Genomic DNA, 20,993 nt, shown 5'->3' with positions numbered 1-20,993 from the left:
CGACGCTGCGGAGCCCCCACATGGACAAGCCCAGGATCGAGAAATCCGACGCCGAATGGCGTGCCCGGCTCACGCCCGAGCAGTACGCGGTGTGCCGCTGCTCGGCCACGGAGCGTGCGTTCACCGGACGCTGGTGGAACCACAAGGCGCCCGGCACCTACACCTGCGTGGCCTGCGGTGCGCGGTTGTTCGCCTCCGCGGCCAAGTACGACTCGGGGACGGGGTGGCCGAGCTATTTCGCGCCGATCGCCGCCGATGCGGTGAGCGAGCACCACGACCACAGCCACGGCATGCACCGGATCGAGGTGCGCTGCGCGCGCTGCGACTCGCACCTGGGGCACGTGTTCCCGGACGGACCGCCGCCGACGGGGCTGCGCTATTGCATCAACTCCGCCGCGCTCGACTTCGAGCCGGGGGCGGAGGGGTGAGGTTCCTTGTCCGCTGTTGAGCGCGGGGGCTTGGTTCTCGCGGGGCTGGATTGCGGGCGGCTTGGTCGGGTACTGCCCGTGCGTCAGTCGAGCAGCGCGCGCACGTGGGCGACGCTGTCCTCGCGCAGCGCGTCGAGGTCGTAGCCGCCTTCCAGGGTCGAGACCACGCGCCCGGCGGCGTGGCGCTCGGCGCGCGCGACCAGTTCCGCGGTGAGCCAGGCGTAGTCGTCGGGGCCCAGTTCCAGGTGCGCCAGCGGGTCGCGGCGGTCGGCGTCGAAGCCGGCCGAGACGAACAGCAACCGCGGCGCGAACGCGTCGAGCTCGGGCAGCAGGCGCTCGCGCCAGGCGGCGCGGAACGCGTCGCCGCCGCTGCCCGGCGCGAGCGGCGCGTTGAACACGTTGCCCACCCCGCGCTCGGCACTGGTGCCGGTGTCGGGATACAGCGGCAGCTGGTGCGTGCTCAGGAACAGCACCCGCGGCTCGTCGGCGAAGATCGCCTGGGTGCCGTTGCCGTGGTGCACGTCGAAGTCGGCGATCGCCACCCGCTCCACGCCCTGCGCCAGCGCGTGCGCGGCCGCGACCGCGACGTTGTTGAACAGGCAGAAGCCCATCGCCGCCTCGCGCGTGGCGTGGTGGCCGGGCGGCCGCACCGCGCAGAAGGCACGCCGCGTCTGCCCGTGCAGCACCGCGTCGGTGGCGTCCAGCACCGCGCCCGCGGCGCGCAGCGCGGCCTCGGCCGAAGCCGGCGACAGCACCGTGTCCGGATCCAGACGCACCGCCTGCGCCGGCCGTGTCTCCAGCACCAGGCGCAGCAGCGCCTCGTCGTGCACCCGCAGCAACTGGCCGCGGCTGGCGCGCGACGCCTCGCGCCACGGCAAGTCCGGGAACGCCCCGCGCAGCGCCTCGACCACCACGCGCAGCCGCTCCGGGCGCTCGGGATGGAAGTCGCCGGTGTCGTGCTCGAGGCAGGCAGGGTGGGTGAGGAGCAGCAAGGGTTCGGGCCGATCAGGACTGCCAGGCCGCCGGAGCGTAGCGGAGCGGCGTCAGCGCCGCGGTGAAGGCGGCGACAGTCCGCCGCGGGCCTTCAGCCCTTGCGCCGCTCGTGGTTCCACAGCACCTCGCCGTGGCCGTCGGCGCGCGCCAGCACCCGCGCCAGCACGAACAGCAGGTCGGACAGGCGGTTGAGGTAGCGGATCGCCTGCGGCCGCACCGGTTCCTGGCGCGCCAGCGCGACCGTTTCGCGCTCGGCGCGACGGACGATGGTGCGGGCGAGGTGGCAGCGCGCCGCGGCCTCGCCGCCGCCGGGCAGGATGAAGTCCTTCAGCGGCGGCAGCGGCTCGTTCCAAGCGTCGAGCTGGCGCTCGAGCCGTTCGATGTCGGCGTCGGTGATCGCGGCGTGGCCGGGGATGCACAGCTCGCCGCCGAGGTCGAACAACTGGTGCTGGATCGCGGTCAGCGCCGCGCGCACGTCCTCGGGCAGCGGCGCGGCGAGCAGCAGGCCGAGCGCCGAGTTGGCCTCGTCCACGGTGCCGTAGGCGGCCACGCGCGCGGCGTCCTTGGCCACCCGGGTGCCGTCGCCGAGGCCGGTGGTGCCGTCGTCGCCGGTCCTGGTGTAGATCTTCGACAGGCGGTGGCCCACGTCACACCGTCTGCGCGCGCAGCGCCGGCACCCGGCCGCGGAGCAGGGCGAAGCCGCCGAACAGAAGCGCGGCGTAGAACAGGGTGCCGAGCACGGTCCACTGGAAGAACGGGATGCCGGCGACGTAGGCCGCCATCAGCCCGGCCGCGGTCTGCGGGTACAGCGGCGAGCCCAGCCAGGCGCCGAAGTTGGTGACCAGGAAGAACAGGCTCGAGCCGGCCAGCGCGTAGCCGAGCACGCGCGCCGCGGAGACCTTGCCGCGCAGGCCGAAGCCGAGCACGACCAGCGCGGCGATGCAGGCGTACTGCAGCCAGAAGCCGGCGCCGGCGAAATAGTCGAGGTAGATGCCGCCCCGCAGCAGGCCCAGGGCCAGGTCGGAGACGAACATCGCCGCCAGCGGCACCAGCAGGGCCAGATGCCGCGCCGCGAAGTAGGCGCCGCCGAACAGCGCGATCGCCTCCACCGGCGAGAAGTTCGGCGGGTGCGGCAGCAGGCGCGAGAGCGCGGCGAGCAGGATCATGCCGGTGAGCGCGAGCGGGCCGGGAGCGAGCAGGGACGGACGGGTCATCGGAAGCGGACGGCTGCGGCGGGAGAGAACCGTTAGCATACCCGACCCGTGTTTTTTCCCGGTCGGCGCACCTGCCGGCCCCGCCGCAGCCGCCCGCCCCGCCCATGAACCTCGCGCAGCACGAAGTGGTGATCGTCGGCGGCGGCCTGGTCGGCGCCAGCCTGGCGATCGCATTGGACCGGATCGGGGTGGAGGCGGCGCTGGTCGAGGCCGCGCCCGCCGGCGCGCTGCCGCCGGTGTTCGACGAGCGCAACCTGAGCCTGGCCGAGGCCACGGTGAACGCGCTCGCCGCGCTCGGCGTGATGGGCCGGTTGCGCGCGCCCACCGCGCCGATCCGGCGCATCCACGTCAGCCGGCGCGGCGATTTCGGCCGCGCGCGGTTCGAGGCCGCCGACTACGGGCGCGAGGCGTTCGGCCAGGTGGTGGTCGCGCGCGACTTCGGCGAGGCGCTGGAGGCGCGGCTGGCCGAGCTGCGCGGCCTGGTCCGCTACCGGCCGGCGCGCTGCGTGGCGGTCGGCGCCGACGACGGCGAGGGGCGCGAGCTGCGGCTGGAGACGCCCGCGGGCGAGCGTCGGTTGCGCGCCCGGCTGCTGGTCGCCGCCGACGGCACCGCCAGCGCCGTGCGCGAGGCGCTCGGGATCGAAGCCGAACGCCACGATTACGACCAGACCCTGTTCGTGACCCGCGCACGCGCCGAGCGCGCGCCCGACGGCACCGCCTGGGAGCGGCTCGGCCCGCACGGGCCGACCGCGCTGCTGCCGCGCGGCGACCGCCACTGGGGCGTGGTGCACGGGGTGCCGACCGCGGAGGCGCCGGCCGTGGCCGCGCTCGACGAGGCCGCATTCCTGGCCCGGCTGCAGGACGCATTCGGCTGGCGCGTGGGCCGCTTCCTCGCCTGCGGACCGCGCAGCGCCTATCCGCTCGCGCGCGTGGTCGCGCGCCGCACCACCGCGCCGCGCGCAGTGCTGGTGGGCAACGCCGCACAGACCCTGCACCCGATCGGCGCGCAGGGCTTCAACCTCGGTCTGCGCGACGCGCTCACCCTGGCCGAGCTGATCGAGGCCGGGCGGGGCGATCCCGGTGCGCCGGCGCTGCTCGAGGCCTACGTCCGCCGCCGCCACGAGGACCGCACGCGGACGCTCGCCTTCAGCCACGGCCTGGCCCGGCTCAGCGCCGACGAGGCGCTGCTGTTGCGGCCGCTGCGCAGCCTGGGCCTGGTCGCGCTCGACCGGATCCCGGCCTTGCAGGCATGGCTGGTCGGCGGCGCGATGGGCTACCGCGGCGACGTGCCGGCGCTGTGCCGGGGGGGCGCATGACCCGGCGCCTGCGGCTGGACGCAGCGGTGGTCGGCGGCGGCGTGGTCGGCGCGGCCGCCGCGCTGGCGCTGGCGCGCGCGGGGCTGCAGACGGCGCTGCTCGAATCGCGCGAGCCGCCGCCGTGGACGCCGGAACCGCGCGACCTGCGCGTGTACGCGTTCGCACCCGACAACGCCGCGCTGCTCGAACGGCTGCAGGTCTGGCCGGGCGTGCGCGCGGCGCGGGCGCAACCGTACCGGCACATGCGGGTGTGGGACGCCGGCGGCGAGGGCGCGCTGGCGTTCGACGCCGACGCGCTGGCGCGGCCGGAGCTCGGCTGGATCGTCGAGCACGCCCTGCTCGTGGACCGGCTGTGGGCGGCGCTGGCGGGCGCGGGCGTGCAGGTGCATTGCCCCGCGCGCGTGGTCGGGCTGGAGCAGGACGCGCACGGCGTGCGGCTGCGGCTGGACGACGGCGCCGCGCTGGAGGCGCGCGTGGCGCTCGCCGCCGACGGCGCGCACTCCAGGCTGCGCGAGCTCGTCGGCATCGAGGCCGACCTGCACGACTACGGCCAGCAGGGCCTGGTGGCCTACGTCGAGAGCGAGCGGCCGCACGCGCTCACCGCCTGGCAGCGGTTCCTGCCCGGCGGCCCGCTCGCGGTGCTGCCCTGTGCCGAATCCGGCGACCGGCTGTCCTCGATCGTCTGGACCCTGCCCGAGGCCGAGGCCGTGCGCCTGCACGGGCTCGCGCCGGAGGCCTTCGAGCGCGAACTGACCGAGGCCTTCCAGGCCCGCCTGGGCGCGTTCCGGCTGCGTTCGGCGCGGGCCCTGTTCCCGCTGCGGCGGCTGCTGGCGCAGCGCTACGTGGCCGGCCGCGTGCTGCTGCTGGGCGACGCCGCGCATGTGGTGCATCCGCTGGCCGGCCAGGGCGTGAACCTCGGCCTGCGCGACGTCGCCGGCCTGGAGGCGCTGCTCGCCGACGCGCGCCGCGCCCAGGCCGACTGGACCTCGCCGCACCGCCTGGCGCGCTGGGAGCGCAGCCGGCGCAGCGAATGCACGCTCGCCGCGCACGCGTTCTCCGCGATCAACGCCGTGTTCGGCAACGACCTGCTGCTGCCGACCCTGCTGCGCGGCCCGCTGCTCGGTGTGGCCGGGAGGTTGCCGGGCGTGGCGGCGGGGCTGGCGCGGCTGGCGACGGGGCTCACGGCGCGGCACGCGTCGCGAACACCGTGATCTCCTCGCGGTCGTGGTAGAGCTGGCGCGCGCGCAGCGTCAGCGGGTGGGCGGCCTGGTCGCGCAGCAGCGCCAGGCACAGCACGGTCTCCTCCCAGCGCTTCTTCATCGGCAGCTTGAGGTTGAAGACCGACTGCCGGCACCAGCCCTCGCGGAACCACTGCGCGATGCGCGTGGCGACCCGGCGCGGTTGTTCGACCATGTCGCACACCATCCAGTCCAGCGGCCTGGGCGGCTGCCAGGTGAAGCCGTCGGCGCGCAGGTGCTCGACCAGGCCGGTGTCGAACAGGTGCGGGCGCAGCGGGCCGTTGTCTATCGCGGTCACGCGCAGGCCGTGGCGCGCGAGCACCCAGGTCCAGCCGCCCGGGGCGGCACCGAGGTCGGCCGCGCGCATGCCCGGGCGCAACAGCCGCGCGCGCTCGTCGGCGTCGAGCAGCACCAGCAGCGCCTCTTCGAGCTTGAGCGCCGAGCGCGACGGCGCTTCGGGATGCAGGCGCAGGCGCGGGATGCCGAGCGGCCAGGGCGAGGCCTCGTGCGGGGCGGCGGCGAGCAGCAGCTGGTCGCCGGCGAGCAGGCACACGTGCAGGCGCGGCCGGCGCGCGTCGTCCTGCGCGGTGAGCAGCCCGGCCTTGCGCAGCGCCGGGCGCAGCGCGTTGCCGAAACTGCGCGCCAGGCCGGCGAGCGGGCGGCCGGCGTCGCTGTCGGGATGCTCGACCACGAGCGCGCCGAACGGGCCGTGCCCGGACAGCGCGTCGAGCACCGGCGCGACCCGGTCCTTCGGATCCAGTCCGCGCAGCTCGGCCAGCAGCGCCAGCGCCTGCCGGGCGAAGATCAGCGTGCGCAGCGGCAAGGCCCGCGCCAGCGCCTCCCCGGGCACGCCGAGAAAACGCACGAAGCCTTCGCCGCGGATCGCCTTCGCATACCCCGCCAGCCCGGCCTGCGCCGCGCGTTCGGTCAGCTCCGCCGCGAGCTCGGGCTCGAACCCGGCACGGCAGTAGCACAGCAAACCGGTGTGCGGGGTCATGCGTTGGTGGGGAAGGGTGATTCAGCCACGGATGAACGCGGATAGGGAGAAGAGAGGGTGCCTCGGTTCCGATGCCGTGCCGTGATGATGCACGGCTTCTCGATGCGCGCTCCTGACTTTCCTCCCTTTCCTGATCCGTGTTCATCCGTGCAGATCCGTGGTCCATGCTTTTCAATAAAACACCCCGCCCAGCTCGCCGTACTTGCGCAGCACCTCGCAGGCGGCATCGCGGTGCAGGTCGCGGACCACGGCGATGCCGCGGCGTTCGAGTTCGCCGAGCCAGTCGGCCGGGAGCGGGCCTTCGTCGAACTCGGTCAGGCGCATCACGTCCTCGCTGCGCGCGCCGATCAGCAGCCGGTCCACGCCGGCCCAGAAGGTCGCGCCGTAGCACTGGCAGCAGGGCTGCGCCGAGGTGGCCAGGGTGTACGGGCCGTAGCGGTTGCCGGCCTCGTCGCAGTTGAGCCGCGAACGCTGCACGCGCTGCTGGGCCAGGGCGTAGGCCATGATCTCGGCATGCGCCACCGAGCAGTTCTGCGGCAGCACGCGGTTGACGCCGACCGCGACCAGGCGGTGGTCGGGCCCGAACACCGCGGCGCCGAACGGGCCGCCGGTGCGCGCCTCGACGTTGCGGCGCGAGAGCTCGATCGCGAGCGCGACCTTGTCCTCGTCGCCGGGGCAGACGTGGTCGTCTCCGATCGTCTCGTGCACCCACGCGGGCAGGGTGAGGTGCAGTTGCGCGTACAGCATCAGCGCGTCTCCGTGCCGGCGGCGAGCTCCCGGCATTGCCCGTCCACGCAGCGGCAGCCGGCGATCTCGGGGAAGCCGCATACCGAGGCGATGCCTTCGCGCGCGCAGCGCGCCTGCACGCCCTCGGGGTCGGTGGGGCTGTCCACGTTGACGCAGGCCGGGTAATAGCCACAGCAGTTGCCGACGTTCTTGACCGTGCAGTCGGCGTCGTTGCGGCAGCTGCGGTCCACCTGCACCGGCGCGTCCGGCATCGGTTCGGCCGGCAGCGGGCCGCCGGTGCGCATCGGTTTGCGCGGCGCGGGCGCCGTGGCCGCAGCGTCCTGGGCCGGCGCCTGCGGCGTCGGCGCCGCGCAGGCGGCCAGTGCGGTCAGCACGATGGCCAGCCAGACGAGGACATGGGCACGGTTCCGGCGCATGGCGGCTCTCTCAGGCGGCGCTCCAGGTATCGCGCAGGCTGACGCTGCGGTTGAACACCGGCGCATCGGGGCGGTGGTCGTGGCGGTCGGCGACGAAGTAGCCCAGGCGCTCGAACTGGAACGACTGCTCGGGCGCGGCGCCCGCGGCGGCGGGCTCCACCCAGCCGCGCACGGTGCGGCGCGACTCCGGGTTGAGGCAGTCCTTGTAGCTGCGGCCGCCCTCGTCGTTGTCCGGGTCTGGCACCGCGAACAGGCGGTCGTACAGGCGCACCTCGGCGGCCACCGCGTGGCGCGCGCTGACCCAGTGGATGGTGCCCTTGACCTTGCGGTCGGCGCCGGGCAGGCCGGGGCGCGAATCGGGGTCGAGCGTGCAGCGCAGTTCGACCACGCGTCCGTCCGTGTCCTTGACGACCTCGTCGCAACGCACGATGCCGGCGCCGCGCAGCCGCACCTCACCGCCCGGGACCAGGCGTTTGAAGCCCTTGGGCGGCACCTCGGCGAAGTCGTCGCGCTCGATCCACAGCTCGCGCGCGAACGGCACCTCGCGCGTGCCGAGCGATTCATCCTTGGGATGGTTGGCGAAGCGCAGCGTCTCGACGTGGTCCTCGGCCAGGTTGGTGACCACCAGCCGCAGCGGGTCGAGCACCGCCATCCGCCGCGGCGCGTGCGCGTCCAGGTCCTCGCGCAGGCAGTTCTCCAGCACCGAGAAATCAATCAGCGAGTTCTGCTTGCTGATGCCCACGCGCTCGGCGAACAGGCGCAACGAGGCCGGGGTGTAGCCGCGGCGGCGGATGCCCTGCAGGGTGGGCATGCGCGGATCGTCCCAGCCGTCCACCAGGCCCTCCTGCACCAGCGCCATCAGCTTGCGCTTGCTCATCACCGTGTAGTTGATGTTCAGGCGCGAGAACTCGATCTGGCGCGGCTTGGCGGCCTCCAGCGGATAGCCTTGGTCGAGCAGCGGGCGCAGCAGCTCCGGGTGCCGGTGCAGCGCCACCCGGTCCACGCACCAGTCGTACAGCGGGCGGTGGTCCTCGAACTCGAGCGTGCACAGCGAGTGGGTGATGCCCTCGATCGCGTCCGACAGCGAGTGGGCGAAGTCGTACATCGGGTAGATGCACCAGCCCGCGCCGGCGATCGGGTGCGGCACGTGCTTGATCCGGTACAGCGCCGGGTCGCGCAGGTTGATGTTGCCGCTGGCCATGTCGATCTTCGCCCGCAGCGTGCGCGCGCCGTCGGGGAACTCGCCGGCGCGCATGCGCCGGAACAGGTCCAGGTTCTCCTCCACGCTGCGGTTGCGCCAGGGCGAATCGCGGCCGGGTTCGGTCAGGGTGCCGCGGTACTCGCGCACCTGCTCGGCGGTGAGGTCGCAGACGTAGGCGTCGCCCTGCCGGATCAGCTTCTCGGCGGCGAGGTAGAACACCTCGAAGTAGTCCGAGGCGTGGCGCAGCGCGTGCCAGTCGAAGCCGAGCCAGCGCACGTCCTCGCAGATCGCGCGCACGTACTCGGGGTCTTCCTTCACCGGGTTGGTGTCGTCGAAGCGCAGGTTGCAGGTGCCGCCGAATTCCTGGGCGATGCCGAAGTCCAGGCAGATCGCCTTGGCGTGGCCGATGTGCAGGTAGCCGTTGGGTTCGGGCGGAAAGCGGGTGCGGATCGCGGTGTGCTTGCCGCTGGCCAGGTCCTCGCGGACGATCTGGCGGATGAAGTCGGTCTTGGCGGGCGCGGCTTCGGGCGCCGGCGGAGCGGAGGTCGCGGACATTGCGGTGGGTCGTGCAGCGGAACGGCAAGTGTAGCCCGCGCGCCCGCCCCGGCCGCGGTTGACAGCGGCCGAGGCGGGAGGGGTAATGGCGGCCCGAGGGGGAGGGCCGCCGGGAGACGGGGCATGGTGCTGGGAATCGGCGCCTTCAAGCAGCGCATGCCGCGGCCGCAGGACGCCCTGCCCGGGCGCCGCGAGCCGCTGCCGCTGGGCAACCGCCATTTCGTCCACGGCCGGCCGCTGCGCGATGCGTTCGCCGGGCTGGCGCAGGTCCAGTTCGGGATGGGCTGTTTCTGGGGCGCCGAGCGCCTGTTCTGGACCCTGCCCGGCGTGTACACCACTGCGGTCGGCTATGCCGGCGGCTATACCCCGAACGCCACCTACCGCGAGGTCTGCAGCGGCCTGACCGGGCACGCCGAGGTGGTGCTGGTGGTGTACGACCCGGCGCAGGTCGGCTTCGACACCCTGCTGCGCGCGTTCTGGGAAGGCCACGACCCGACCCAGGGCATGCGCCAGGGCAACGACGTCGGCACCCAGTACCGTTCGGTGATCCATTGCAGCACCGAGGCCCAGTACGAGGCCGCGCTCGCCAGCCGCGAGGCCTACCAGTCGCGGCTCACCGCCGCCGGTTACGGCCCGATCACCACCGAGATCGTGTTCCCCGCGCCGCCGTTCTACTACGCCGAGGAGGAGCACCAGCAGTACCTGGCCAAGCACCCGCAGGGCTACTGCGGGCTCGGCGGCACCGGGGTGGGCTGCCCGGTCGGGACCGGGGCCTGAGCGCCGGGCTCAGTCGAAGTCGGCCAGCAGCGCCGCGCGCAGCAGGGCGCCGGTGTCCGCGTGCAGCGGCATGCGCGGATCGTCCACGCCGAAGGCGAGCCCGGCCCCGCCGCGCAGGGCGATGACCTGGGCCTCGTCGAACTCGAAGCGCAGGAAATGCACCGCCGAGGTCTTGCCCTCGCTGCTGCGCGGCAGGTCCTCGTCGGCGTGGGCGAACACGCGCGGCAACCCGTCCACCTCGGCATACACCCGGTGCTCGATCCCGCCCAGCTCCGCCAGCCGGCGCCGGCGCTCGGCCTCGTCCGGGAACTCCAGCAGCATGGTGGCCTTGAGGTTGCGCCCGTCGGGGATCAGCGGGTTGTAGGCGGCCAGCTCGTCCTCGATCCCCTCCGGCTCGAAGATGCGCTCGACCCGCAGCATCTCCTGGATCTGGTACTGGATGGTCAGCCGGTCCTCGAACAGAAGCGTGGCATGCGGCCCCAGGGCCAGGGTGCGGGCGCGCTTGTGCGCGATCGCGCGTTCGCGAAAGGCGGGGCGCTCGGCGGCGTAGCGCTCCAGGCTGAGCAGGTCGGCGCGGGTCAGCTTGTCCATGCGTGGATGATTCAGATCCCGTAGGCCCGGCGCAACAGGCTGATCGGGTGTTCCGGGGCGGTGCCGTCGGCCAGGCCGTGGGCGATGTGCGCGGCGGCCATCGGGCAGTCGCTGGCGAAGTGCGCCGGCTGCACCTGCTGCACGCGCTGCTCCACCGGCCGGGCGATCCTCCGCGCGCGTTCGTAGGTGGCGACCTTCACGCCGTAGGTGCCGTCGTGGCCGGAGCAGCGCTCGATCGCGCTGACGACCGTATTCGGGATCAGTTCGAGCACCTGCTTGGTCTTCGGGCCGATGTTCTGCACCCGCTGGTGGCAGGGCGCGTGCAGCGCCACGGTGCCGAGCGAGTGCCGGAAATCGGTGTCGAGCAGCCCGGCGCGGTGGCGGTGCATCAGGTAGTCGAACGGATCGAAGAACGCCTGCTTCACCCGTTGCACGTCCGGATCGCCAGGGAACATCAGCGGCAGTTCCTGCCGGAACATCAGCACGCAGGACGGGATCGGCGCGGTCAGGTCCCAGCCCGCGTCCACGGCTTCGAGCAGCAGCGGGAGATTGCGTTCCCGGTAGCGCGCCACCTGCTCCAGGTCGCCCAGCTCGAGCTTGGGCATGCCGCAGCACTGCTCGTGCCGGATCAGCTTCACCGGGATGCGGTTGTGGCGCAGCACCGCGGCCAGGTCCTCCACCATCTGCGGCCGGTTGTAGTTGCCATAGCAGGTGGCGAAGATCGCAACCTTGCCGCGGGTCGGCCCGGCCGCGACCGCGCCGGCGCCGTCGTCGTCACGGCGCAAGCGCCGTTTCGCGGTGCGCGCGTGGTAGCGCGGCACCTCGGCCTCGCGGTGCACGCCGAGGGTGCGCTCCATGGCCTTGCGCAGCGGCGGCTGGCGGTTGCCCCAGTTCACCGCTTCCACCACCACCGGGATCGAGGCGAGCCTGCCGACGGTGGTGGTGCTCGACAGCACCTGCGCGCCGAAGCCCGCGCCGCGTTCGCGGAACGCCACCGCCTTGGCGCGCAGCATCAGGTGCGGGAAGTCCACGTTCCACGGGTGCGGCGGCACGTACGGGCACTTGGTCTGGTAGCACAGGTCGCACAGGTAGCACTGCTCGACGACCTTGGCGTAGTCGCTCTTCGCCACCCCGTCCACTTCCATCGTCGTGGACTGGTCCACCAGGTCGAACAGGGTGGGGAAGGCGTGGCACAGGCTGACGCAGCGGCGGCAGCCGTGGCAGATGTCGAACACGCGCTCCATTTCCGCCTCGAGCGCGGCGCGGTCCCAGAACTCCGGCGTGCGCCACTCGAGCGGGTGCCGGGTCGGCGCTTCCAGGCTGCCCTCGCGGATGCCGCCTTCGGGATTCGACATGCCCGCTCCTTCGCGCCCTGCTGCGTGCGCTCCCGGCCCTCCCCTGGCGGGGGAGGGCCGGGGCCGGGATCACTGCAACTCGTTCAAGGCCTTGGTGAACCGGTTCGCGTGCGAACGCTCGGCCTTGGCCAGGGTCTCGAACCAGTCGGCGATCTCGTCGAAGCCTTCCTCGCGCGCGGTCCTGGCCATGCCGGGGTACATGTCGGTGTACTCGTGGGTCTCGCCCGCGATCGCCGATTTCAGGTTCTCCGCGGTGGGCCCGAACGGCAGCCCCGTGGCCGGGTCGCCCGACTGCTCCAGGTACTCCAGGTGGCCGTGGGCATGGCCGGTCTCGCCCTCGGCGGTGGAGCGGAACACCGCGGCCACGTCGTTGTAGCCCTCCACGTCGGCCTTGGCGGCGAAGTAGAGGTAGCGCCGGTTGGCCTGCGACTCGCCGGCGAAGGCGTACTTCAGGTTTTCCTCGGTCTTGGTGCCTTTCAGGGGCTTCATGGCGTCACCTCGTGGCGGTATGGCGGGAGGAAACGGCCCGGACGGACCGGGTCGAATCGAACATACCCTGCGGGAATGGGTAGGGGAATTCGATTGATTCGATGATTCCGATAAGGCGCGTGAATGCCGAGGCCGGCCCGCCCCGCGGCGGGCTCAGCCGCGCGCCGCGGGCGCTTTCCCCCGCGCCGGTTTCGCTGCGGCGACGGCCGCCGGTTCCGCCGTCGGCGTGAACAGCTCCTCGGGCAGTTCGCGGAACACCTGCGCCAGGCGCTGCAGGAACCCGCCCATCGCCGAACTCTTGCGCCAGACCATCGCGATCTGGCGGCTCGGGCGGGAGTCGCGGAACGGCAGCAGGCGGATGTCGGGCGAGCGCGCCACCGGCGGTTTGACCGCGAGCGTGGGCAGCAGGGTCACGCCGACGTTGGCGGCCACCATCTGGCGCAGGGTCTCCAGACTGGTGGCCTGGAAGCCGCTCATCTCGCCGGCGCCGGCGAGCTGGCACACGTCCAGCGCCTGTTCGCGCAGGCAGTGGCCGTCCTCGAGCAGCAGCAGGCGTTCGTCGGCGAGGTCCTTGAGCGCGAGCGCGGACTTGCGCGCCAGCGGATGGGTCCCGGGCACCGCGAGCAGGAAGGGTTCCTCGAACAGGAATTCGGCGTGCAGCTGCTCGTCGTGCAGGGGCAGGGCGAGCAGGCCGGCGTCGAGCTTCCCGCTGCGCAACCGCTCCAGGATCACCGGGCTCTTCTCCTCCACCAGCAGCAGCTCCAGGCGCGGGAAGCGCTCGCGGATGCGCGGCACCACGTGCGGCAGCAGGTAGGGGCCCAGGGTCGGGAACAGGCCCAGGCGCACGGTGCCGGCCTCCGGATCCTGGCTGCGGCGCGCGGCCTCCTTCATCTGCTCGACCTCGGCCACGATCCGGCGCGCGCGCTCGGCGATGTCGCGCCCGGCGGCGGTGAGCATCACCTTGCGCGGGGCGCGCTCGACCAGGGCCACGCCGAGCTCGTCCTCGAGCTTGCGGATCTGGGTGGAGAGCGTGGGCTGGCTGACGAAGCACGCGGCCGCGGCCTTGCCGAAGTGGCGGTGGTCGGCGAGGGCGACGAGGTAGCGCAGGTCGCGCAGGTTCATGGCGCACTCCCGGATGGCGGCGCGGCAGAACCGGTTTACGATAGTTTCGATCTATCGTCAACATCAAAACAATCGCCTTGATGGATGAATGGGGCGCCCCCACACTGTGCCCCGTCGCCCGGGTGTCCCGCCCGGGCCGTCCCCCTCCCCAACCATCCCACAAGGAGAACCGCTCCATGCTGACCGTCGGCGACAAGCTGCCCCAGTTCAAGCTCAAGGCCACCGTCTCGACCGATCTCAAGAACGCCTTCGTCGAGATCGACAACGACACCTACAAGGGCAAGTGGCTGGTGCTGTTCTTCTACCCGAAGGACTTCACCTTCGTCTGCCCGACCGAGATCGCCGGCTTCGCCAAGTACAACCAGGCGTTCCTGGACCGCGACGCGCAGCTGCTGACCGGCTCCACCGACAGCGAGTTCGTGCACCACGCCTGGCGCACGCACCACAAGGACCTGCACGACCTGCCGTTCCCGATGCTGGCCGACGTCAAGCGCGAGCTGACCTCGGCGCTGGGCATCCTGGACAAGAACGAGGGCGTGGCCCAGCGCGCCACCTTCATCGTGGATCCGGACGGCATCATCCGCTTCGTGTACGTGACCGACCTGTCGGTCGGCCGCAGCCCGGAGGAAGTGCTGCGCGTGCTCGACGCGCTGCAGACCGACGAGCTGTGCCCCTGCAACTGGAAGCAGGGCGACGAGGTGCTCAAGGTCGCCTGATCCCGCCATCCCCGCGAGCGTGCATGCGGGCCGGAACGCTGCCGGCCCGCATGCGGACCGCCTGCCGCCGGGGTTCGCCCCGGTTTCTTTTTGCCTGGAGTTCCGCGACATGAGCCTGACTGACCTGCGCAACGCGCTGCCAGACTACGCCAAGGACCTCAAGCTCAACCTCGACTCGGTGCTGAGCGAGGCCGGCTCCCCCGGCCTGGACGGCAAGCAGATCCGGGTGATCGCGCTCGCCTGCGCCATCGCCACCCGCTACCTGCCGCTGACCGCCGCGCTCGAGGCCTTCGCCGCCGAGCAGCTCTCGCCCGAGGAGATCCACGGCGCGAAGGCGGCCGCCGCGATCATGGCGATGAACAACATCTACTACCGCGCCACGCACCTGATCCACAACGACGAGTACGGGCAGATGCGCACCGGCCTGCGCATGAACGTGATGGCCCGCCCGGGCGTGGACAAGCTCACCTTCGAGCTGGCTTCGCTCGCGGTGTCGGCGATCAACGGCTGCGGCGCGTGCCTGGACTCGCACGAGCGCACCATCCGCCAGCACGGCGCCAGCGCGCAGGCGGTGCAGAGCGCGCTCAGGATCGCCGCGGTGGTGCACGCGGTCGGCGTGACCGCGGAGCAGGCGGCGGCGTGACGGGTACGATGGCGGGATGACGCCCGCCGCCACGGACATCGCCGCCGCGCTGTGCCACGCCCGCGCCCGGGTGGAGCCGGCCGAGGCCGAGCTGCTGCTCGCGCACGCGCTCGGCCGGCCGCGCAGCTGGCTGTACGCGCACGGCGACGAGCCGCTCGCCCCGGCCGTGCAGGCCGCGTTCGAGGCCCTGCTGCAGCGGCGCCAGGCCGGCGAGCCGGTGGCCTACCTCACCGGCCGGCGCGGCTTCTGGCGCTTCGAGCTGCGCGTCACCCCGGCCACGCTGATCCCGCGTCCGGAAACCGAGCGCCTGGTCGAACTGGCGCTGGAGCGCCTGCCCGCGGGCCGCGCGCTGCGCGTGGCCGACCTCGGCACCGGCAGCGGCGCGATCGCGCTCGCCATCGCCTGCGAGCGGCCGTGGGCGCGGGTGGTCGCCACCGACGCCAGCGCCGCGGCGCTGGCGGTGGCGCGGGCCAATGCCGAGGCGCTCGCGCTGGGCAACGTCGAGTTCCGCCATGGCGACTGGTGCGCCCCGCTGCACGGCGAGCGCTTCGACCTGATCGCGAGCAATCCGCCCTACGTCGCCGAGGGCGATCCGCACCTCGACGCCCTGCGCCACGAACCCCCGGCTGCGCTGGCCTCGGGCGCGGACGGGCTCGATGCGATCCGCGCCATCGTCCGCGACGCGCCCGCGCACCTGGCCGCGGGCGGCTGGCTGCTGCTCGAGCACGGCTACGACCAGGGCGCGGCGGTGCGCGCGCTGCTGCGCGCCGCCGGCTTCGTCGAGGTCGTCACCGAACGCGACCTGGAAGGGCGCGAACGGGTGAGTCTGGGCAGGTGCGGGCCTGAGCCGCTGAGGTAACATCGTCCGCCCCCGGCCGGAAGCCGCCCCCATGCGCACGCTGTATCCCGAGCTGCAGCCCTTCGACACCGGCACGCTCAAGGTGGACGCGCGCCACACGCTCTACTACGAGCAGTGCGGCAATCCGCGCGGCAAGCCGGTGGTGGTGCTGCACGGCGGGCCGGGCGCGGGCTGCAACGAGAAAATGCGGCGCTTCCACGACCCGGCGAAGTACCGGATCGTGCTGTTCGACCAGCGCGGCGCCGGCCGGTCCACGCCGCACGCCGACCTCACCGACAACACCACCTGGCACCTGGTCGCCGACATCGAGGCCCTGCGCACGCGCCTGGGTATCGAACGCTGGCAGGTGTTCGGCGGCTCGTGGGGCTCCACGCTCGCGCTCGCCTATGCCGAGACGCACCCCGAGCGGGTCACCGAGCTGGTGCTGCGCGGCATCTTCATGCTGCGCCGCTGGGAGCTGGAATGGTTCTACCAGGAGGGCGCCTCGCGCCTGTTCCCGGATGCGTGGGAGCACTACCTGGCGCCGATCCCGCCGGTGGAGCGGCACGACCTGATGAGCGCCTACCACCGCCGCCTGACCGCCGACGACCCGGCCGTGCGCCTGGCCGCCGCCCGCGCGTGGAGCGTGTGGGAGGGCGCCACCTCGTTCCTGCGCCAGGACCCGGACTTCATCAGCGGCCACGAGGAGGACGCGTTCGCGCTCGCCTTCGCCCGGATCGAGAACCACTACTTCGTCCACGGCGGCTTCTTCGAGGTCGAGGACCAGTTGCTGCGCGACGCGCACCGCCTCGCCGACATCCCCGGGGCGATCGTGCACGGCCGCTACGACGTGGTCTGCCCGCTGCAGAACGCCTGGGACCTGCACAAGGCCTGGCCGAAGGGCGAACTCGTCATCACCCCGACCTCGGGCCATTCCGCGTTCGAGGCCGAGAACGTGGACGCCTTGGTGACGGCGACGGACCGCTTCGCCTGAGCGACCTCACGCCGGGGGCAGCGGCGTCCCGTCCGGCTCGCGCTCCAGCATCCACAGCCCGGCCCAGAGCTTGATGTCGAGGGCGTAGCCCTCGCGCTGCTTGCGCACCAGCCAGCGCGGCGCGTCGCGGCGCGGCACGGCGTGCACGGTGATGTCCTCGCCGCCCACGCCGCCGCCGGGGCCGACCTTGGTCAATCCGGTGGCGCGGACGAAGGCGATGCGTTCGTTGGTCAGGCCGGCGGAGGTGGGGCCGACCAGCAGCACCTCCACCTTGTCCGCGCGCCAGCCGGTTTCCTCCTCCAGTTCGCGGCGCGCGGCATCCTCGAGCGTGTCCTCGCCGGACTCGTCGCCGACCAGGCCGGCGGGCATCTCGATCGTGCGCTGGCCCAGCGGCACGCGGTACTGCTCCACCAGCAGCACCTCGTCGGCGGGCGTGCGGGCGATGACGATCACCGCCATGCCCTGGCCGTGGACGCGCTCGCAGGATTCCCAGCGGCCGCGCCGGACCAGGCGCAGCCAGCGGCCCTGGGCGAGCAGTTCGAAGGGTTCGTCGTCGGGGGGGCTCATGCGAGGGATGCTACCCCGCGGGCGGGGTGGCGGGCCGAGGCCCGCCCTACGTCCCTGGCGGAGCGTAGGGCAGGCCGGCGGCGGCGTGCAGGCGGCGGCGCGACATCGGGCCGAAGCGCAGGTGCTCGCACAGCGCCTGCAGCGCCGCGCCGTCGGCAGCGCCGCGCGGGTACGGCGCGAGGGCGGCCACCGGCGCATCGCACGCGATCGTGGTCAGCTGCCGCCACAGCAGCACCGCCGCGCGCTGTTCGCGCAGGCGCGCGGCGATCTGCGCCGCGCCGCGCAGGCGCAGGAACGGCACCTCGTCCACGCGCGCCAGCAGCGCGTCGAGCGTGCCGAAGTGCGCCAGCAGCAGGGCCGCGGTCTTGGCGCCGATGCCGGGCACGCCGGGGATGTTGTCTATGGCATCGCCGGTGAGGGCCAGGAAGTCGGCGATCTGGTGCGCGTGCACGCCGTGCCGGGCGCGCACGCCGGCCGCGTTCCAGCGCTGGTCGCGGGAGAAGTCCCACTGCTCGTCCTCGCCGGCGAGCAGCTGCGACAGGTCCTTGTCGGCCGAGACGATCACCCCGCGGTGGCCGTGCGCGCGCGATGCGTGCAGGGCGCTGCCGATCAGGTCGTCGGCTTCGTACTCCGGATGCGCGAGCACGGCCAGGCCGAGCGACGCGCACAGCGCCTTGCAGTGCGCGAACTGGCGCTTGAGTTCCTCCGGCGCCGGCTCGCGGTTGGCCTTGTAGGCCGGGTACAGCGCGTTGCGGAAGCAGGAGTCGAGCGCCTCGTCGAACGCCACCACCACGTGCCGCGGGCGTTCGCGCTCGAGCAGGTCGAGCAGGAAGCGGGCGAAACCCTGCACCGCGTTGCTCGGCCAGCCGTCGGCGTCGCGGAACTCGTCCGGCATCGAGTGCCAGGCGCGGAACACGTACAGGCTGGCGTCGATGAGGTACAGGGGCGAGGGCATCACGGCGTCCAGTCGGACAGCAGCGCCGCGGGGTCCGGGCGCTCGCGCTCGGGCGCGTCCTGCTTCGGCGTGCCGATGTGGATGAAGCCGACGATGCGCTCGTGCTCGGCCAGGCCGAGCAGGCGCAGGATTGCCGGGTCGTAGGCCGGCCAGCCGGTCAGCCACTGCGCGCCGAAGCCCAGCGCCTGCGCCGCCTGCAGCAGCGCGAAGCAGACGCAGCACGCGGACGAGAAGCGCTCGGACTCGGGGATCTTCTCGTCCGGGCCCAGGCGCGCGATCACCGCCACCACCACCGGGGCATGGGCGAAGCGCTGGCGGTCCTTCTCCAGCACCGCCTCGCTCGCCTCCGGATCGCGTTCGCGGGCCCGCGCGGCCAGCGCCTCGCCGAGCGCGTGGCGGGCGTCGCCGGCGATGCGCAGGAAGCGCCACGGCACGCGCTTGCCGTGGTCGGGCACGCGCACCGCGGACTGCAGCAGCCGCAGCAGGGTGGGGTGATCCGGGCCGGGCTCGCCCAGCAGGCGGGCGGGAACCGACCGGCGGCGGTCCAGGCAGGACAGGGGGGTGTGACGATCGGTGTTCATGAATTGGGAAGGATGTCACGATTTGGAAACGAGGTTGTCCGCCTGACGCGGATCGGCACTAAGCTGCCGTGGCGCGTCGAAATTCGCCGCGGACGGTCTGTTCGGGGAAGTGCCATGTCCGGTCATGCGATGGGGGTGGGCCAGCCACCGCGCAGCAATCCTGCCGAAGTGCTGGAGGAAATGAAGCGCGTCGCGGTGGAGCAGCTCGGGGGGCTGCCCAGCGCGCTGTACCAGCCGATCGAGGACGCGCTCAACGACGCCGCGCGCCGCTCGGGGCTGGTCATGATCCGCCGCAGCGACCATGCCGCGCTGCTCGCCCTGCGCCAGCGCAACGCCGCGTACGTGATGCGCTACCGGCAGATGATCGCGCAGGGCTTCGAGGATTTCCGTGTGCTGCCGCTGCGCGCGCGAAGCGGCACCCCGCTGGGGCTGGTGGAAGAGAGCCAGCTCGAGTTCCATTTCGCTGGCCAGAAGCTGGCCGAGTCCATCAGCCAGCGCTACGCGCGTCCGCTGGAAATCCTGGAAGGCCGGCTGGAGGAGCTGGCGCAGGCGCTCGGCCAGAGCGCGCCGGCCAACCCGCTCGGCCCGACCCGCCTGGCCGGCGCGTTCCTGGCCACCTACCGCGACGCCGAGATCCCCGAGACCCTGCGTCCGCTGCTGTTCCGCCAGTACGAACTCGAGCTCAACAGCGTGCTCGGCGACCTCTACGGCCGGGTCAACACCCTGCTGGCCGCTGCCGGCTACGGGATCTCGAAGGCGGCCCGCGCCGCGCAGCCGGCGCCGGCGGCCACGCCCGTTCCGCCGCCCGCCCCCGAGCCGGTGGAAACCGAGCTGGAGGCGCGCGAGCGCCTGACCGAGCTGCGCGAGCTGGTGCATGCCTGGCGCGAGCGCGTCACGCCGCCGGCCGAGGCGTCCGCCGGCCGTCGCGCCGTGCCGCGCCGCGAGCTGCGCCCGGCCGAGGTGGTGAGCGTGGTCTCGCTGCTGCAGCGCGACGCCCCCGAGCCCTTCGCGCGCGCGCTGGCCGGCGCCGGCAGCCTGGCCGACACCATCCGCCAGCAGCTCACCGAGGGTGCGCGCCGGCTCGGCCTGGACCCCGAGCAGACCTGCTTCAGCCAGCACGAGCACGACGCCATTGACATGGTCGGCCTGCTGTTCGAGTCGCTGTTCCAGACCCACGCCATGCTCGACCGTGCGCGCCGGCTTTACGCACGCCTGGTGCTGCCCTACGTCAAGGTGGCGCTCAACGACGATGCCCTGTTCGTGCGCCGCACCCATCCCGCGCGGCGCCTGCTCGATGCGATCACCGAGGCCTGCGAGGGCAACGAGGGCGCCACGCCGCAGGACCGCGAACTACTCGAGCGCGTGGCCGGCGTGGCCCAGCGCATCGTCGCCGACTTCCACGAGGATCTGGCGATCTTCGAGACCGCCGCCGAGGAGCTGGAGTCGCTGCTCGAACAGCAGCGTCGGCGGACCGAAGTGCTGGAGAAGCGCGCGGCCGAGTCGGTGTACGGCAAGGAACGCCTGCTGCAGGCGCGCCTGCAGGCCGGTGCCGCACTCGGCGAACGGCTGCGCAAGGCCCCGCTCACCGAGGCCGTGGCGCAGTTCCTCAGCGAGCATTGGCAGCACCATCTGGTGCAGACCCTGCTGCGCGACGGGCTGGGTTCGACCCGGCACGAGGACACGCTGGCGCTGGGCGACGCGCTAGTGGTGGTGGATGGGCTAGCCGCGCAGGGCCGCGGCGGCGTCGTCGCCGACCGCCTGCTCGCGCTGCAGCCGGCGATCGCCGATTGCCTGGCGAGCTGCGGCCTGGACGAGAGCGCGGCGCAGGAGTGGTTCGCGGGGCTGGTGCGCGCGCTGGCGCAACCGGACCTGCCGCGCAGCGTGCGCCATCTGCCGCCGCCGCAGGTCGCCGACGAGGAGGCCGACCAGGGCGTGCTGCGGGTGGTTGGCGGCCATGCCAGCCTGCACTTCGAGCCGCAGGCGGCCGAGCGCATGCGCCGGCTGGCGCCCGGCGAGTGGCTGCGGCTGGTGGATGCGGAGGGGCAGAACATCGCTGCCAAGGTGGCCTGGATCAGCCCGCTGACCGGGCGCCTGCTCTTGGTCAACCGGCGCGGCATGCGCGTGCTGGTGGCCTCGCCCGAGCAGCTCGCCGCGCTGCATGCCGAAGGGCGGCTGGAGGTCGGTGCTGGGCCGGAGCCCTTCGACGAGGCGATGCGCCGCGTGGGCGAGCGACTGAAGCGCGCCGTCGGCCAGAACTGAC

The 20,993-nt window shown here is 73.0% G+C and carries 23 protein-coding genes; 9 read left to right on the top strand and 14 right to left on the bottom strand.

Annotation, left to right across the window (positions count from 1 at the left end):
* Positions 1–20 precede the first annotated feature (20 nt).
* On the top strand, positions 21–428 hold the full coding sequence (gene msrB / locus FPV26_RS03220) for a peptide-methionine (R)-S-oxide reductase MsrB (protein ID WP_147652266.1): 408 nt from the start codon (positions 21–23) through the stop codon (positions 426–428).
* 83 nt (positions 429–511) lie between these two features.
* Here the strand turns inward: msrB and FPV26_RS03215 are convergent, their stop codons facing one another.
* The 3 genes from FPV26_RS03215 to FPV26_RS03205 form a co-directional block, all read right to left on the bottom strand.
* On the bottom strand, positions 512–1,420 hold the full coding sequence (locus FPV26_RS03215; RefSeq protein WP_147652265.1) for a histone deacetylase family protein: 909 nt from the start codon (positions 1,418–1,420) through the stop codon (positions 512–514).
* A 92-nt stretch (positions 1,421–1,512) separates the two neighbouring features.
* On the bottom strand, positions 1,513–2,067 hold the full coding sequence (locus FPV26_RS03210; protein WP_147652264.1) for a cob(I)yrinic acid a,c-diamide adenosyltransferase: 555 nt from the start codon (positions 2,065–2,067) through the stop codon (positions 1,513–1,515).
* Position 2,068: 1 nt separating this feature from the next.
* The gene (locus FPV26_RS03205) at positions 2,069–2,635 is read right to left on the bottom strand and encodes a DUF6580 family putative transport protein (RefSeq protein WP_147652263.1); all 567 of its coding nucleotides are present in this window, start codon (positions 2,633–2,635) and stop codon (positions 2,069–2,071) included.
* A gap of 104 nt (positions 2,636–2,739) precedes the next feature.
* Here FPV26_RS03205 and ubiH point away from each other — a divergent pair, with 104 nt between their 5' ends.
* Positions 2,740–3,951 (top strand): 2-octaprenyl-6-methoxyphenyl hydroxylase, encoded by a 1,212-nt coding sequence (gene ubiH / locus FPV26_RS03200; RefSeq protein WP_147652262.1) that lies wholly within the window; start codon positions 2,740–2,742, stop codon positions 3,949–3,951.
* Positions 3,948–5,162: an FAD-dependent oxidoreductase gene (locus FPV26_RS03195; protein ID WP_147652261.1), complete on the top strand. Its 1,215-nt coding sequence runs from the start codon at positions 3,948–3,950 to the stop codon at positions 5,160–5,162. Before ubiH ends, FPV26_RS03195 begins: the two co-directional genes overlap by 4 nt.
* Here FPV26_RS03195 and rlmM read toward each other — a convergent pair.
* The 4 genes from rlmM to FPV26_RS03175 form a co-directional block, all read right to left on the bottom strand.
* Entirely contained in the window at positions 5,131–6,186 is a 1,056-nt protein-coding gene (gene rlmM, locus FPV26_RS03190) for a 23S rRNA (cytidine(2498)-2'-O)-methyltransferase RlmM (RefSeq protein WP_147652260.1), read from the bottom strand. The genes FPV26_RS03195 and rlmM overlap by 32 nt on opposite strands.
* 171 nt (positions 6,187–6,357) lie before the next feature.
* A complete protein-coding gene (locus FPV26_RS03185; RefSeq protein WP_147652259.1) occupies positions 6,358–6,933 on the bottom strand; it encodes a nucleoside deaminase in 576 nt (191 codons plus the stop codon).
* A complete protein-coding gene (locus tag FPV26_RS03180) occupies positions 6,933–7,349 on the bottom strand; it encodes a hypothetical protein (RefSeq protein WP_425473039.1) in 417 nt (138 codons plus the stop codon). The genes FPV26_RS03185 and FPV26_RS03180 overlap by 1 nt, the downstream gene beginning before the upstream one ends.
* 10 nt (positions 7,350–7,359) lie before the next feature.
* On the bottom strand, positions 7,360–9,105 hold the full coding sequence (locus FPV26_RS03175) for a glutamine--tRNA ligase/YqeY domain fusion protein (protein WP_147652258.1): 1,746 nt from the start codon (positions 9,103–9,105) through the stop codon (positions 7,360–7,362).
* A 126-nt stretch (positions 9,106–9,231) separates the two neighbouring features.
* Here FPV26_RS03175 and msrA point away from each other — a divergent pair, with 126 nt between their 5' ends.
* Complete coding sequence (gene msrA / locus FPV26_RS03170; protein WP_147652307.1) at positions 9,232–9,882, top strand: peptide-methionine (S)-S-oxide reductase MsrA; 651 nt, start codon at positions 9,232–9,234, stop codon at positions 9,880–9,882.
* Between the two features lie 9 nt (positions 9,883–9,891).
* Here msrA and FPV26_RS03165 read toward each other — a convergent pair whose 3' ends face one another.
* From FPV26_RS03165 to oxyR, 4 genes are all read right to left on the bottom strand, one after another.
* Entirely contained in the window at positions 9,892–10,473 is a 582-nt protein-coding gene (locus FPV26_RS03165) for a DUF3501 family protein (RefSeq protein ID WP_147652257.1), read from the bottom strand.
* Positions 10,474–10,484: 11 nt separating this feature from the next.
* Positions 10,485–11,828: a heterodisulfide reductase-related iron-sulfur binding cluster gene (locus FPV26_RS03160; RefSeq protein ID WP_147652256.1), complete on the bottom strand. Its 1,344-nt coding sequence runs from the start codon at positions 11,826–11,828 to the stop codon at positions 10,485–10,487.
* A gap of 69 nt (positions 11,829–11,897) precedes the next feature.
* Entirely contained in the window at positions 11,898–12,317 is a 420-nt protein-coding gene (locus FPV26_RS03155; protein WP_147652255.1) for a rubrerythrin family protein, read from the bottom strand.
* A 153-nt stretch (positions 12,318–12,470) separates the two neighbouring features.
* On the bottom strand, positions 12,471–13,439 hold the full coding sequence (gene oxyR, locus FPV26_RS03150) for a DNA-binding transcriptional regulator OxyR (protein ID WP_147652254.1): 969 nt from the start codon (positions 13,437–13,439) through the stop codon (positions 12,471–12,473).
* Positions 13,440–13,615: 176 nt separating this feature from the next.
* Between oxyR and FPV26_RS03145 the strand changes: the two genes are divergently transcribed.
* The 4 genes from FPV26_RS03145 to pip all read left to right on the top strand — a co-directional run bounded on the left by FPV26_RS03145 (position 13,616) and on the right by pip (position 16,630).
* Entirely contained in the window at positions 13,616–14,155 is a 540-nt protein-coding gene (locus FPV26_RS03145; RefSeq protein ID WP_147652253.1) for a peroxiredoxin, read from the top strand.
* A gap of 109 nt (positions 14,156–14,264) precedes the next feature.
* Positions 14,265–14,798 carry an alkylhydroperoxidase, AhpD family gene (gene ahpD / locus FPV26_RS03140; protein ID WP_147652252.1) on the top strand — a complete coding sequence of 178 codons (534 nt, stop codon included), beginning with the start codon at positions 14,265–14,267 and terminating at the stop codon, positions 14,796–14,798.
* 16 nt (positions 14,799–14,814) lie between these two features.
* Complete coding sequence (gene prmC, locus FPV26_RS03135) at positions 14,815–15,657, top strand: peptide chain release factor N(5)-glutamine methyltransferase (RefSeq protein WP_147652251.1); 843 nt, start codon at positions 14,815–14,817, stop codon at positions 15,655–15,657.
* 31 nt (positions 15,658–15,688) lie between these two features.
* The gene (gene pip / locus FPV26_RS03130; protein WP_147652250.1) at positions 15,689–16,630 is read left to right on the top strand and encodes a prolyl aminopeptidase; all 942 of its coding nucleotides are present in this window, start codon (positions 15,689–15,691) and stop codon (positions 16,628–16,630) included.
* Between the two features lie 6 nt (positions 16,631–16,636).
* On the opposite strand, the gene FPV26_RS03125 is transcribed toward pip, so the two are convergent.
* From FPV26_RS03125 to FPV26_RS03115, 3 genes are read right to left on the bottom strand one after another with little or no spacing between them, the layout of a single operon-like run.
* On the bottom strand, positions 16,637–17,197 hold the full coding sequence (locus FPV26_RS03125) for an NUDIX hydrolase (protein ID WP_147652249.1): 561 nt from the start codon (positions 17,195–17,197) through the stop codon (positions 16,637–16,639).
* 46 nt (positions 17,198–17,243) lie between these two features.
* The gene (locus FPV26_RS03120; RefSeq protein WP_147652248.1) at positions 17,244–18,152 is read right to left on the bottom strand and encodes a 5'-3' exonuclease; all 909 of its coding nucleotides are present in this window, start codon (positions 18,150–18,152) and stop codon (positions 17,244–17,246) included.
* Positions 18,152–18,733: a nitroreductase family protein gene (locus FPV26_RS03115; protein ID WP_147652247.1), complete on the bottom strand. Its 582-nt coding sequence runs from the start codon at positions 18,731–18,733 to the stop codon at positions 18,152–18,154. The genes FPV26_RS03120 and FPV26_RS03115 overlap by 1 nt, the downstream gene beginning before the upstream one ends.
* Before the next feature lie 114 nt (positions 18,734–18,847).
* On the opposite strand from FPV26_RS03115, the gene FPV26_RS03110 reads away from it, so the two are divergent.
* A complete protein-coding gene (locus FPV26_RS03110; RefSeq protein WP_181952543.1) occupies positions 18,848–20,992 on the top strand; it encodes a DUF1631 family protein in 2,145 nt (714 codons plus the stop codon).
* Position 20,993 lies beyond the last annotated feature (1 nt).

The sequence above is a fragment of the Vulcaniibacterium gelatinicum genome (genome assembly GCF_008033445.1).
Classification (GTDB): Bacteria; Pseudomonadota; Gammaproteobacteria; order Xanthomonadales; family Xanthomonadaceae; genus Vulcaniibacterium_B; species Vulcaniibacterium_B gelatinicum.
This window is presented reverse-complemented; position numbering and strand designations above follow the sequence as displayed.